Annotated in this window: 12 protein-coding genes; 4 read left to right on the top strand and 8 right to left on the bottom strand. The window is 38.9% G+C overall.

The genetic code is table 11. The features are described from left to right. Positions 1-27 precede the first annotated feature (27 nt). Together PQ460_RS12770 and PQ460_RS12765 are read left to right on the top strand one after the other, a co-directional pair. Positions 28-960, top strand: coding sequence for an AraC family transcriptional regulator (locus PQ460_RS12770; RefSeq protein ID WP_274172934.1), 933 nt, complete (start codon positions 28-30; stop codon positions 958-960). A gap of 276 nt (positions 961-1,236) precedes the next feature. Then, the gene (locus PQ460_RS12765) at positions 1,237-2,199 is read left to right on the top strand and encodes an SDR family oxidoreductase (protein ID WP_274170015.1); all 963 of its coding nucleotides are present in this window, start codon (positions 1,237-1,239) and stop codon (positions 2,197-2,199) included. A 42-nt stretch (positions 2,200-2,241) separates the two neighbouring features. Here the strand turns inward: PQ460_RS12765 and PQ460_RS12760 are convergent, their stop codons facing one another. Further along, positions 2,242-3,429: a macrolide family glycosyltransferase gene (locus tag PQ460_RS12760; protein ID WP_274170014.1), complete on the bottom strand. Its 1,188-nt coding sequence runs from the start codon at positions 3,427-3,429 to the stop codon at positions 2,242-2,244. A 155-nt stretch (positions 3,430-3,584) separates the two neighbouring features. Next, positions 3,585-3,953, bottom strand: coding sequence for a winged helix-turn-helix transcriptional regulator (locus tag PQ460_RS12755; RefSeq protein WP_274170013.1), 369 nt, complete (start codon positions 3,951-3,953; stop codon positions 3,585-3,587). A 207-nt stretch (positions 3,954-4,160) separates the two neighbouring features. Between PQ460_RS12755 and nfsA the strand changes: the two genes are divergently transcribed. Both nfsA and PQ460_RS12745 read left to right on the top strand, forming a co-directional pair. Continuing rightward, a complete protein-coding gene (gene nfsA / locus PQ460_RS12750; RefSeq protein WP_273616163.1) occupies positions 4,161-4,901 on the top strand; it encodes an oxygen-insensitive NADPH nitroreductase in 741 nt (246 codons plus the stop codon). A gap of 259 nt (positions 4,902-5,160) precedes the next feature. Continuing rightward, positions 5,161-6,264: a Gfo/Idh/MocA family protein gene (locus PQ460_RS12745; protein WP_274170012.1), complete on the top strand. Its 1,104-nt coding sequence runs from the start codon at positions 5,161-5,163 to the stop codon at positions 6,262-6,264. A 188-nt stretch (positions 6,265-6,452) separates the two neighbouring features. Here the strand turns inward: PQ460_RS12745 and PQ460_RS12740 are convergent, their stop codons facing one another. The 6 genes from PQ460_RS12740 to PQ460_RS12715 are packed head-to-tail and all read right to left on the bottom strand — an operon-like array spanning position 6,453 to position 14,596. Then, positions 6,453-7,145 carry a response regulator transcription factor gene (locus PQ460_RS12740; protein ID WP_274170011.1) on the bottom strand — a complete coding sequence of 231 codons (693 nt, stop codon included), beginning with the start codon at positions 7,143-7,145 and terminating at the stop codon, positions 6,453-6,455. Then, a complete protein-coding gene (locus PQ460_RS12735) occupies positions 7,142-8,611 on the bottom strand; it encodes a sensor histidine kinase (RefSeq protein ID WP_274170010.1) in 1,470 nt (489 codons plus the stop codon). Before PQ460_RS12735 ends, PQ460_RS12740 begins: the two co-directional genes overlap by 4 nt. A 51-nt stretch (positions 8,612-8,662) precedes the next feature. Next, positions 8,663-9,832, bottom strand: coding sequence for an ABC transporter permease (locus PQ460_RS12730; RefSeq protein ID WP_274170009.1), 1,170 nt, complete (start codon positions 9,830-9,832; stop codon positions 8,663-8,665). Continuing rightward, a complete protein-coding gene (locus tag PQ460_RS12725) occupies positions 9,832-10,524 on the bottom strand; it encodes an ABC transporter ATP-binding protein (RefSeq protein WP_274170008.1) in 693 nt (230 codons plus the stop codon). Before PQ460_RS12725 ends, PQ460_RS12730 begins: the two co-directional genes overlap by 1 nt. Continuing rightward, on the bottom strand, positions 10,521-11,795 hold the full coding sequence (locus PQ460_RS12720) for an efflux RND transporter periplasmic adaptor subunit (RefSeq protein ID WP_274170007.1): 1,275 nt from the start codon (positions 11,793-11,795) through the stop codon (positions 10,521-10,523). Before PQ460_RS12720 ends, PQ460_RS12725 begins: the two co-directional genes overlap by 4 nt. An 11-nt stretch (positions 11,796-11,806) precedes the next feature. Beyond that, complete coding sequence (locus PQ460_RS12715; protein WP_274170006.1) at positions 11,807-14,596, bottom strand: hypothetical protein; 2,790 nt, start codon at positions 14,594-14,596, stop codon at positions 11,807-11,809. Between the last annotated feature and the right edge of the window lie 59 nt (positions 14,597-14,655).

Raw genomic sequence — 14,655 nt, 5'->3', positions numbered from 1 at the left:
TATTATCTGGGAGTGACATTGGATACGATGGATATGTTAGATATTCACGCTACAACGCAGAGTCGCGAATTACTAGAAGTAGAGACATCACGCTTAGCAGAATTACTCTCAATACATGCGAATAAAGATGGTAGTTATGAATCTGAGCGAATTTCAGGTTTATATTTTAATCGTTACTCCAAAGTCGAAAAAGCAGATTATACTCATACGATGTATTGGCCGACAGTGGGTATCGCTGCACAAGGTAAAAAGGTTATTGAAGTTGGAAATGAGATTTTTGAGTACGGAGGTTCTACAATATTTGTAGCTCCTGTTGCTTTACCGGTAATGATGAAGACTATTATAGCTAGCCCCTCTGATCCTTTTCTGGGTGTGGGTATATATCTTAATCCGCAACGAATTGCTGAATTGGTGCCCAAAGTATTCCCACAAGGATTACCTAAAGTGAGCCAAAGAAGTCCAGGATATATGCTACCAGGCGATTTAGGATTTATACATGCAGTTGCACGGTTAGTGGATTGCTTATCTAGCTCTAGTGATAGTGAGTTGCTAGCTCCACTTATCGTAGATGAGATTTTTATACGACTTCTTCGTAGCCCTATAGGTGTATTTGTAGCTGAGACTGTTTTTGTAGAATCTAATGTACAACGTGTTGCTAAAGCGGTTCGATGGCTTCATGAACATTTTGCTCAGCCTTTAAAAATTCCTGAATTAGCAGACATGGTGCATTTGAGTCAATCTTCTTTTCGTGAACATTTCAAATCAGTAACTTCTATGAGCCCTTTGCAATATCAAAAAGCTTTGCGTCTGCAAGAAGCAAGACGATTGATGTTATCTGGTCATATGGATGCGATTACAGCTTGCCGGATGGTCGGGTATATTAGTGATTCACAATTTAGTCGAGATTACAGTCGTTTTTTTGGTAGTCCACCTAGTAGAGATCGCAACAGATGGCGTTAACATATACCAGTAAACATGAATACAGCTCAATTACAATACCAGCCTGAACTTGTTACCACTTCAAGCTGGTATACAACCTGCATGCAGCTATTAGCTTTGCAGGTTTTTTTGTATCTTGAGACGTTCTGGCGAATCAGGCAAGAATTTACGCAGAATAGGCAAATGTCATACTGATATCCAATCTATACTACAAGTAACTTAAAAGCAGAAAGAGTGTGTTTTGGGGAGCAAGGTAGAGATGGAATCTAATACATGATGATATGAGGAGGATATAGGATGCGAGTATTTGTCACAGGAGCGAATGGTTTTATAGGAAGTGCGGTGATTCAAGAGTTAATTCAATCCGGTCATGAGGTAACAGGTCTGGTGCGTTCTGCAGAAGGCGCTCGCAAACTTACAGCGATTGGAGCCAAAGCGCAACAAGGCAATGTAGAGAGTATCGAAGATTTACGTAAAGGAGCAGCTCATGCAGATGGAGTGATCCATACCGCTTTTTTTCATAAATTTTCGCATGCTCGCTTATCTACACGTGTAAAGATTGTATTAGGTGGTAACCCTCGTCATGCTGGATCTAGATTTATGGCAATGGCTACTGAAACGGATCGACGTGCGATTGAAACGCTTGGAAAAGCTCTTTCGGGCGAAGATCGATCACTTGTGATGGCGTTTCCAACTATGGCACTAAAAGCTGGTTATGTAGCAACCGAAAAGGATCCGTCCGATCCTCAATCAGTAGGAGGCGGACGGATTATTTCAGAGAAAACAACGCTAACACTCGCAGACCAAGGAGTTCGCTCTTCTGTTATTCGTATAGCTCCACTTGTACACGGCATCGGCGATAAAAGTGGTTTATTACCGACTTTGATTAACATTGCTCGCAAAAAGGGCGTATCAGCTTATGTAGAAGACGGAGCTAATCGATGGCCAGCAGTACATCAATTAGACGTAGCACGCCTATTTAGATTGGCTTTAGAACAAGCTACGGCAGGTTCTACCTTCCATGCGGTCGGAGAAGAAGGAATACCTTTTCGTGAGATTGCTACTGCAATCGGTCGTTATCTAAATGTACCTGTATCAAGTATCAAAAAAGAACAAGCCAGTGCCCATTTTGGATGGTTAGGTGGTTTTGTATCTGTCGATAATGTTGTTTCAAGTGCATTAACACAGTCACAATTAGGATGGACAAACCATCATCCATCTTTATTTACTGATATGGAGAATGGTCATTATTTTAAATAGAATCAATTTAAGTCAGATATAGATTTTTGATTAAAAAGACATTTACAATTGTCTGTTTTGAAGATAAGCATCGATGCGATCTAATGCTTCTTGTGGCCCGCCTGTGTGTTGGAAGCTTTCATTAATGTCCTGCACACCTTTTTTGTATTGTGGATTAGACAACACTTCTTGTACCGCTTCTTGAAGTGATTGTACATTGATCTGATCTTTGGTAATACGATAGCCTGCTTGCAGTTCAGTTAAGCGCTGAGCGACCATTGGCTGATCTTTGTCTTGTGGCAAAACGACTAAAGGCACATTGAAATGGATGCCTTCATTGACACTGTTCATACCGCCATGAGTAATAAATACATCGGTATGCTGTAGCACCTCTAACTGAGGAACATAAGGTAAAATCATGATATGTTCAGGAGCTGGGTTGATCTTCGTAACGTCAACTTTCTCACCTGTAGCAATAACTACAATACCGTTAAAGTCTGTAAAAGCTTCGATACAAGTATTAAAAAATTGTTCGGTGTGATCCAGAACGGTTCCCATTGAAATGTATAGTACTTTTTGATCTTTAAGAAAATGAAGTGGAAATGACGTATTTTCAGTACGTTTTGGAAAACTAGGCCCAATAAAAAGATGCTCATCGCCAAACTGATCGCCATTGCGTTGAAAGTATTTACTTGTATAAACAATATTTAGATCACCGTTATTATTCATAAATTGACCCATTTCTTTAGGCATAACGTTGTATTTCTCTTTCATTAGTGATAGTCCAGCTTGAATACTCTCGGAAAGCTGAGAAGTAGTGTCCATTTGACTTGGAAAAATTCGTTTAGTCATCTGATCATTAGATATCAAAAAAGATGGAGACGAGGAAATACCCGGAATATTCAGGAAATCTCGAACTAATTCACCGGCCCCGAACTTATCATAAAATACAAAATCAAATTGCATTGTCTGTGATAGCTGTTCGGTTAACGCTAAAATGTGTAACGAAGTTTGAATATGAATGTTTAAAAATTCATTTATTCCATTGGGACTACCTATACGGATCGAAGCATTTCTAAGCAGATCAGTATGAACATGAACAATCGCTCCAACAGCTTCTAATCTATCTCTGAACTTCTCGGTCGTAATATAGTGAACCTCATCGCCACGTGATGTAAAAGCATGAGTGATCCCAAGTGTTGGATTCACATGACCTTCTGCGGGAAAATTAACAATTAGAATACGTAACATTCGATATCACTCCTATTGGATAGTATAAGAAATAGAACCGTTGCTTATTTATGATAACAATAATCTATTTCTTTTCCAATTTTTGCAGATTTTTCACAAGTATAGTGGAGCAGTGAATAGAAGAAAGAGATCATAACCGTTTGGCTAGAAAATAGTTATTCTCGTATAATATCTGCTTGTTCACCAAACGTTTTGCCAAAGCTATTCATCGCATCCAGTACAGGCATAAGCGCTGTTCCTTTATCAGTCAGTGAATATTCGACTTTGGGTGGAACTACAGGATATACTTTGCGTTTAATTACGCCATCTTTTTCTAATTCACGTAGTTGTTTGCTTAAAGAACCTTGCGAAAGATCACCTAGAAACGCTTTGATATCTGAATACCGGCGCGTATGTCCTTTTAAATACCACAAAATAAAATATTTCCATCGTCCAGATAAAATATTTTGGGTAAAAGCGATGGTATACATATCTGTCTGATCATTGATAAATTCTTTTTGAAATCCGTCTTTACACACTCTCATCGTCTTTCTCTCCATTCTTAAGTACATCTATGTGTACTATGTACATCTAAATTGCCCTCTATGCAACGTCACGATATCACTTTATGATTATTTTATTATGCAAACTGTTATAGATCAAATGATCGCATAGGAGTCTTTATAACAGGTATAGTTAGTAAGCTAATCAATAGTCTAACATATGAATAAATATTAAAGGAGAGAACATACTTGAATCAAACATTAGAATTACTTCACAACCACTCATCGGTGCGTTCGTACACTAATCAACCATTAACCGAGGAACAACTAGATGCTATTTTCCAGGCAACTATTCAAACATCGTCATTTAGCTTGTTACAGGCTGTTTCTATTATTCGGGTTACAGATCCAGAGCTTCGCCAACAAGCAATGGAACTTTGTGGTCATCAGCCTTATATCGGGCAAGCAGCCGAGTTTTGGGTTTTCTGTTCAGACTTTCATCGGAATCATGAAATAGCTCCTGAAGTAGATATAGAATATATTGAATTTCTAACGATTGGTTTAGTAGACGCTGGACTTATGGCGCAAAATGCGTTGACAGCAGCCGAATCTATGGGACTTGGTGGCGTATATATTGGCGGTGTCAAACTCAATATTGAGAAATTATCTGAAGCTTTGCAATTACCTAAATACGTTATTCCAGTAGTAGGATTGTGTATTGGTGTTCCAGCAGAAGAGAAAGCAGAACTCAAACCACGCTTACCGAAATCTATGGTGTTATTTGAAAATAAATACCAACCATTAGACAAAGAAGAACTATCTACTTATGATAACACAATGAAAAAATACTATGAAGATCGTCCGATCAGAGCGCCTTTCACTGTAAAAACGGTCAAAGGATGGAGCGATCATATTCATGATCATCTACAACGAAGTATTCTGCCTGATATGATGAGTTATATGAATAAAATGGGATACGCTAAAAAGTAATAAGCAGTATATATAGGAGTCTATATTTGCACATTAATTTCCACTATGTTATATTTAGCCCACTAATTAGTTTTGAAAAACAATCTGAGAAACAAATGGAGAGTAACTTATTATAAAGTTACTCTTTTTTATGAATAATTTCTAATATGAATACGAACATAAATCTCTAAAGCGTAATAAAGTCATCAAAGATCATACTATCTCAAGCTATTTTTGTTGGTATTACTAATTCAATGATTCGAAATGGAGCGATGAAAAAATGACTAAAAAGATCAAAGTAGGTATTATCGGTGGATCAGTAAATAACGGGTGGGCAAATAGTACACATATTCCCGCAGTTCAGCATTTGGAAGAGTATGAGTTAACAGCCGTAGCTACAAGTAACAAAGAAAGTGCAACCAAAAGTGCTGAAGCTTTTAAAGCTACTCATGGTTTTGATCAAATTGAAGAGTTAGTACAACATCCTGATGTAGATATGGTAGTTGTCAGTATTAATGTAAAAGAGCATTATCATGCGGTCAAAGCTAGTATTCCTTCTGGAAAGCCTATTTATAGTGAATGGCCTTTAGGATCAACTACAGAAGAAGCTATTGAAATGCAACAATGGGTAGCAGAGCATCAGATTCCAACTGCAATCGGATTACAAGCAAGACAAGCTCCTGCGATTAAGTATGTTAAAGATTTGTTGAAAGAAGGATATGTAGGAAAAGTGTTGTCTGCTCAATTGAGAGTATCTATGGAGGGTATGGGCGGTACAGCTGATCAATCGACTGCTTATTTGTTCGATCGCAAATCTGGCGGAAATTTGCTAACTATCGTGGGTGGACATAATATAGATGCGTTTACTTATATGGTTGGCGATTTTGCAGAACTTTCCGCTACAACAGCACAACAATACACTCAAGTAGCGTTAGTAGATACTCAACAAATGATTGAGAAAACAACAGATGATCAAATCCTCGTTACCGGAAAATTAACAAATGGAGCAGCAGCGAGTATTCATATTCAAGGAGGAGTGAAGCATCAAAAAGGGGTGACTCTTGAAATCTTTGGTGATCAAGGGACGATTGTTCTATATGCGCCTAAAACGATTCAATTTGGAGCACATGAATTATTAGGAGCCAATTCTGCTGATGCCGAGCTACAAGAGTTAACAGTTCCTGATGACTATTATTCTGTACCGGATTCTCTGCGAGATGATACTCCAGTGCTAAATATCGCTCAAGTGTATCGTGCATTTGCTCAAGATCTTCAAGAAGGAACATCATTGACATCGAATTTTGCAGATGCAGTCAAAGTACATCAATTAATCGATGCAATACAAAAATCTGCACAAACAGGTGAACGTCAATATTTTAAATAAGACTCTATGTCTACGTGCTGGGTATCCAAAGTGTGAATCGAAGCGCGAATTTTACTAATAAAATCAATAATGATTTTTGCAAAGTCAAATCGCTTATCTTAAATCTCTTACCTAAAAAAAGGAGCAGTCATCACTGAAGATGTCTGCTCCTTTTTGGTATGAACTACACTACATTTGATTGATAACATTCAAGGTTGAAAGCGATAGCCTACACCCCATACTGTCTGAATATAGCGAGGATTACTAGGATCTTCTTCTGTTTTTTCGCGTAGTCGATTGATATGAACAGCTACAGTCGCATTATCACCAATCGATTCAAAACCCCATATACGCTCATATAACGTTTCTTTACTGAATACATTGTTAGCATTCACGATCAGAAAGTGGAGCAGATCAAATTCTTTTTTCTTCAACTCTAGTTCTTTGCCGTTTAGATAGACCCGGTGAGCTTGCATATTAATCACAAAAGAACCTATTTCAATATGACTATTCCCATGACGATCAGGTTTTCCTTTTATCCGATCATATTGAGCTAGATTGGACTTTACTCGCGCTACTAATTCATTAGGAGAAAAGGGTTTGACAATATAATCATCTGCACCTAACCCTAATCCGCGAATCTTATCAATATCTTCTTGCTTGGCAGTAACCATAAGAATAGGAATATCTAGCTTTTCACGCAAACGGCGACATACAGAAAATCCATCTTCACCCGGTAACATAAGATCCAGCAAAATCAGATCATAAGGTTCAGATAATGCTTTTTCTGCACCGGTAAGTCCATTATCAGCTATCTCCACTGCAAAGTGATTAATTTCGAGATAATCCCGCTCAATCGATGCGATTGCTTCATCATCTTCTATAATTAGTATTTTTCTCATTGTACTTCCTCCTGATTAATCAATGGAAGCTGAATCTTAATCTGCAAACCGCCTGAAGGTGCATGCATTGCCCGAATCGTTCCACCCATGCGTTCCACAGCTTTGGCAGTGATCGCTAAGCCAAGCCCGCTACCTTTATTAGGATTATTACGCGAAGGATCACTACGATAAAATAAATCAAACAGTTGAGGCAATGATTGATCAGGAACACCGGGACCATCGTCGGTGATACAAATAGTGATCTGATCATCATCTACATTGGTCTCTATATGAACCCATCCGCGCTCTTTGTGCTTGTACTTTAAGCTATTTTCGACGATATTGGTAAATACGCTATCTAACTGCAATTGATCTGCAAAAATTCTAGCTTTCTGATGTGAAAATGACGTGGTGATATACAGACCTTTACTACGATATTCTTCAGCTGTTGCTTTAACAAGTGATTCTAATTCATAATTCACATCTAGCAGTTCAGGATCGTATGGATAATTACCTAGATCCATTTTGGAAAATAGAAAGATTTTGGCAACCATCCGGTCAATATCTCTTGCTTTGGTCTGTATCATAGTAATGTACTTATGTTGAGCTTCCGGTGTATTAGCCACTCCATCGAGAAGCCCTTCTGAATAAGCACGAATCGAAGTGAGTGGAGAGCGTAGATCATGTGAGATACTAGCCAGTAGTTCTTTACGGCTTTCTTCTTGACGCTGAATCAATTGCATCGATTGTTTCAACTGTAATGCCATATCATTAAAATCATGACAGATCGCGGCAAATTCATCTTTGCTCTCATATTGAATACGTGTGTCTAAGTTACCATCCCGAATCTGCTGAACACCTGCTACCAATGTATTGAGCGGTTGACTGATTCGCTTGAACACAAAATAAGTCAGAAAGCGATTAGTAAAAAAGATAGTGACAATAATCCCAATGCCAAATAAGATCATAAACAGCGTAATTAACATCTGATATCGGCTATAGTAACTATCATCATTTGTAGCATTTTCATGAAACGAATCAAATGTCGAAATGACATACGTCTGATCATTTACAGTTACTTTTTTGCTATACACATCTTCTTCAGCAAGGTAGATACTACCTTCTCCGTTCAAAGACCAGATCGCTGTCATCATTTTATTATTAGCATCGATCGTCAGTTTCCCCATATTTAACAGAGGTGTACGCGTATTATAATCGTGCACTGTCAGTCTCATTGAATGCTTTTGCAAATAATCTTCTAGTTGCTGTTTTTCATTTGTTTTTTGCTTTTGAGGATGTTGAATAAGTTCTGTCGCAACAGAAGTGATTTTCTCCGGTACATCGTAGATAGAGCTTTCATTATCGTATTTCGTTTTCCAATACTGGTAAGATAAATATTGTCCGGCTCCGATAATAATCGCTGAAATTAGTACAGGTATGACAATCATCAAAATGTTAGAAATGATCAGGCGTTGTTTTATAGTCATACCACGTACTCCTTCGATAATAGATAAATGATTACGAATGTATTGTAGCATTTAATCTGTACGAAGCGCATAAATAGGTCGTAATCGTGCAGCTTTATTGGCAGGAATAATTCCGAATACAACACCGATCACAAATGAAAATGCAAATGAGATCGTAACCATATTCCATGCATATTGAATCGGAAACGGTGTGAATTTACCAGCCACCCAGACCAATCCAAGTCCTACCCCGATACCAAGCAATCCTCCAAGTGTACTGAGAAATATCGATTCGATCATAAATTGGATCAAAATATTACTCTTTTTAGCACCGATCGCTTTGCGAATACCGATCTCACGCGTCCGTTCATTTACCGATACAATCATAATATTCATAATGCCGATTCCACCTACAATCAGTGAAATACCTGCAATCCCTGCTAGAGATGCTGACATCAATGCATTGGTTTTTTCCATAGATTTGATCATTTCTTGAGCATCAAATATATCGTATGCTGAAGGATCTTTGAATTTCTGTTCAAGGCTAGCTGCAAGTAGGGCTTTGACAGTAGGGATATCCTGTTCGGTCACAGTTTTGACTTCAAACGTCTGAATACCTTTTGTCTGTAAAAAGCGTTCTGCGGTAGCGAGTGGGATTAAAATTTTCTCATCATTGGAGCCCATTAAGCTTGAACCTTTACTTTGTAACAAACCTACAATTTTGAAAGTTTCCCCATTAAGACGGATATCATGCCCGACTGGATTTTCAGTGCCAAATAAAGTGGTAGCAGTAGATGAACCGATCACAGCTATCTTTTGTCGGTACTGGCTATCCATATTAAGAACAAATCGTCCGGATTGTACATGAAAATCTTTCACATGCTCATACGCAGGAGTTACACCTTCTAAGGAGACATCGACATTGTTATTGCGATTTTTGGCAGTGACATTGCCTGAAAGGGTGGGCGATACACCGGATACACCTTTTAACTGGTTATAAGCAATGACTTCCTCATACGTCAGTGAACTGGTCACCCCGCGTCCCATCACATTAACAGATAGTAGATTGGTGCCCATATCTCCAAATTGATCACTAATCTGCCCGTTAAAGCTCATACCCACAGAGACAACTAGAATGACCGAAGACACTCCAATAATAATGCCTAACATCGTCAAAAAAGAGCGGATTTTATTGCTGATTACACTAAGTAATGCCATACGTACACTTTGAAAAAAGATCATTACTCATTCCTCCGATCTTCTGTCAAAATGCCATTTTGAATACGAATAACACGTTTGGCTTGATCGGCGATATCCAGATCATGGGTAATCAAAATAATCGTATGTCCTTGTTCATTCAGACTTTTGATCATCTGCATGACTTCTTTCCCTGTATTTGTATCCAAAGCACCTGTCGGTTCATCTGCCAGCAATAAAGGCGGATCACCAGCAAGAGCACGTGCTATTGCTACACGTTGCTGTTGTCCGCCGGATAATTGATTAGGACGATGATACATCCGTTCATGTAATCCTACTTGTTCTAACGCCTGACTTGCTCTTTTTTTACGTTCTCGATAAGACAATCCACGATAGATCAAAGGAAGCTCTACATTTTCGATCGCTGATAATTTGGGCAATAGATTAAAACTTTGAAAAATAAAACCGATTTTTTCGTTACGAATTTTGGCAAGGCGATTATCAGACGTTTTGCGTACATTTTGACCATCCAATATATACTCTCCGCTATTAGGCAGATCCAAGCAGCCTATCATATTCATCAAAGTAGACTTGCCTGACCCCGAAGGGCCAATAATCGCTACAAATTCACCATGATTCACCGTCATAGAGATATCTTGCAAAATAGGCATCTGCTGTCCTGCCATCATATATCCATGATTCATATGACTGATCTGTATAAGTGGCTCCTTATTCATGGAGTGCCACCACCTGTAGAGGAGCTATCGCTAGATGTACTCGTATTTGTATCGGTAGTATTGCTATTATCTGTTGAAGTACTGCTGTCTGTTGCATTACTGTCTGTTGAACCACTATCTGAAGCTGTCGTCGAACTACTGTCATCTAAGCTACCTGCACCAGACATACTGCTATCTGGTGAAGAAGTACCAAGTCCGCTCATATCACTGGATGGGATCACGATTAGATCGCCTTCTTTTAGACCACTTTTAATCTCAATCTGACTATCATCATGAATCCCTATCGTTACTTTCTGTTCAGTCGTAGCATCAGGTTGCGCATTTTGTGTGCCCGCAGATACTCTCGCTTTTTGAACTACATATTGATCACCTTGTTGAATAACCGATTCGATAGGTACTACAAGAATATTTTTTTTCTGTTCAACCAAAATCGTAGCCTGTGTGGACATACCTGCTTTGATCTCGCCCGGTTGATCCAAATGAATCGTTACAGCAAAAGTAGAAACACCATTTTTGATCGAACCTTCATTTGCGATCATTGAGACTTTGCCAGTATACGTTTTGCCGGGTAGTGCATCTAGCTGAAGTGTAGCTTTCAATCCGTCGTGAATTTTAAGAACATCTAATTCATCGACCTGAATTGTAGCGCTCAAATCTTGATAATCAACAATAGTAAATGCTTCTGCGCCACTACTGACTGCTCCGCCAGGAGCAACACTCATCTTAGTGATTGTTCCACTGATTGGAGAGAGCAGCGGAGCAGGAGCTGCTTGATCTTTTTGTAAACGCGCGATTTCTGTTTCAGTAACAGTGATATCGTCTTTACCTTTTTCTATCGCTAGACGAGCCGTATCTAATTCGGTTGGAGTCGCATTATTCATAACTAGCTGTTTGTATTGTTCTTGCTTATCTTGAAGATCGCTTTGTTGTTGCTTCAGGGTGTTGGTTTGTTGAGTGATATCTTTGGAATTATCTTTATTTTTATAGTTGAACAAGACCTGTCCTTTTTGAACACGTGTATTTAGTTTGCCGTTTACCTGATTAATATTTCCTTCATGATCGGCATAGACAAGCGTCTGGCTCGTAGCTTTGATCGAACCAGCCCCTTTGATCAATACTGTAATTTCTCCTTTTTGCACAGGAACAGAGGGGGTAGGTTCAACAACTAATTCATCTTGTGCTTTGGGCCAGAGAACATAGGCAGTTGCTCCGGCAGCGGCTAATACGACAATAATAGCTATAGTGATCCAGATTCGTTTTTTACTTTTCATAGGTTCCTCCGTTAGTTAGCAGATAGATCTGTTGTGCTATTTTTGTTATTGCGATCAGTTGAATCTGGTTTGTCCGGTTGATTAGTTGTCGGAGGTGTGCCCGGATTCGTTGTAGGTGTATCTACAGGTGATGTTGTAGATGGTGTATTGACGATATTGGCGGTGTAATCAATTCTGTAGCTCTGCGTACCTAGAAGGATTCGTTCGCCTTCAAATTCATCGTACACATTGATTAAGAAACGACCACCTTTCATCGTTTTGTACACATTGCTATTTAAAGTGGTTGAATACGGAATCGACTTGCCGAGTGTTAAGTCAGTACCCGGAACCATAGTTTTTTCTTGCACTTGACCGGATGGATCTACCCATTGAATGACCAGATTATGTCCATACGTGCCCATATTATAGGTGTTGTCTTTGCTAAAGTTATAAGTCATATTCAGAGCAATACTTTCTTGACCTTCTGACAATGAACCTGTAGCACTTGTAATCGCAAATCGGTACGGGAATAGCTCCATATCGCTACTTACACTAGCCACTACAGGCGGCGTCTGTTTATTGAGTCCTAGTTCAACGGCATTGATATAACCTGTAGGTGTAGTCGTCGCTGTAGACATTTTGCCATCGTTAATCGCTTCACCGATATAAAGTGTTAGCCCGGATGTATTGATTGACGCAGGGAGTTTGCTCCAGACAGTAATTAAGTTTTTACCATCAGGACCGACTGTTTTGTCCGATTGATTAACAGTAGCTTCATAATATTCATTATTTGGTGTTTTGTAATAAGCGATAAGACGAGCAGGTGTAGAAGTCCGTTTTTCTTCGCTCTTCATTTCAAGTTCAGTATATGCAATTTTTTGACTTGTACCTTCATACGTAATCGTACGACGTTCTTTGATTTCTGCTTTTTTGCCTATCGTCTGAATATGGAAAGAAGATCCTGGTGCGATTTTGGCAACAGTAGAATTGATCTGACCTACTTGTAGCGATAAGAACGGATTATCTTGATCCAGTGTATTACCAGTAGAAGTTGTCGCATTGGTAGTTGGACTGGTTGAATCGTTATTTGCAGTATCTACATTAGGATATAGTTCGATTTTGAGTTGAGATAAATCTGCATCTGCATCAAAATGACTGACCACATAGTACACACGACTTTGACCGGCATCCAGTGATGTATCTGTCTGTTCCGCTATAATCTGTACCGGGCTACTGATGCGATTATTTTGCGCTTTGATCCATCCGCCGAGTAGAGGCAAGTTAACAGAAGAAGTGCCAGCATTACGCAGACGAATTTTGGCAACTACGATATCTTCAGCAGTCCATGGCATACGTTGAAAGCTTTCAAGCGTCACGCCAAAGTTGCCGTAATTATTATCAAATGTATACTCTGTTTGCGCCGATTGATTCTGTTCTTGGCTGTAGGGAATCATATAAAAAGCAGTGGGTAAAATAATCGCACTTTTCGCTTGTGTATTGTCTGCTACTTGCGTATTTGTCGTTGTATTACTTGGAGTCGTTGCTGATGATTCTAACAATTGCAGTTGAAGTTGTTGCTGTTTCAATTGAGCTGGAATTTCAGCAGATAATTGAATTTGCTTTTCCTGCAATGGCTTGAGTGCTAGATTAGTGAATGCTTTGGTAGTGATCGGGAATGAATACCCTTCTGATGTTTTGATAGATGTTTCATAAGTAGGTAATACTACTGTTTGATTACCGATATTTTTTATTCTAAATTGCATCGTCCATACGGCTTTATCTCCACTGGTAGAGATTGTTGCTGTTTTTAATTGAGTCTCAATCATTGTTCCATCTACAGCGATTTTTCGAGAAGATGCGACAGGAACAGTAAGACTAGACGGACTTACTTTAGGTAATTTGAATGCTATTACTGGTAATTCCAAGTTAGTAACACTACTTGCTGTAGAACTGTCTGTTTTGCTATCGGTTGCAACGGTATTGCTTGTAATTTGTAAAGTCATATTTGTAGCATTCAGAGAAGCTGGGATCGCTGCAATATACTTTATACTTTGAGTATCTCCGGGTGAAATAGAGAAATCACGACTAGCATGATCTAGTTGTAATTCAAAAGAAGAACCGGTAGCAGACTGTAAGTAAGTATGGTAATTAGGAGCCTCTAACACTTCAGTACTTAGATTGCTTACTTGTACAGCTAGACGAGCATATAATTTATTATTAAAACGGATCATTTGTAACTGTTGTGGTTTGAAAGTGAGGGTGGTTGTACCAATCGTCACTTTTTTGCTTTTGCCTTGAGCGATAGCAGGTGAGTAATTCGTAGGGACGGTAAATGTACCTAACTTTTTCTCATAATTAGCGGCATTAAAATCCCAACCAAACATCGTAATTTTGCTACTGGCTAGTTTATTTTCTTTTTTCATATCTACATAGTACGTAATCGCTTGAGTAGACTTCGGGGAAATCGTTATCTGATCTTTGTTATCAGGAACAGGTACTCCTTTGATCGGAGAAGTTCGTATTGTACTTACTCTTGAAAAGCTATTCATCAACTTGTATGGACTGGAAGTGGTGTTGGTATAAGTAAGGGTGTATGTCAGAATATTACCTGTGTTTTTGCTAGCTAATTGAATATCAGTTAATTTCACACTGACTCCAGATTGGAGTGAGATTGAAGGGAGCGCTGTTAAGGAAGCGCTAGTCGAGGGATTCATCTGAGTTGCAGACAGATGGGTTGGAGCGGCGAATACGGGATTATTTGTAGTCTGGCTTAAAGCTACCATTCCTGCTAACAGAGCAAGATATGCAGGGTATTTCTTCATCTATCGTTCCTCCTGATCTTCATCACCTGTGTACAGGTTGATTTATAGATTGATCTTAG

Origin of the sequence: Paenibacillus sp. KACC 21273 (assembly GCF_028736095.1) — a bacterium.
Lineage (GTDB): Bacteria > Bacillota > Bacilli > Paenibacillales > Paenibacillaceae > Saccharibacillus > Saccharibacillus kyungheensis.
Note: the sequence above shows the minus strand (reverse complement) of the source record. Positions and strands in the feature narration are given on the sequence as shown.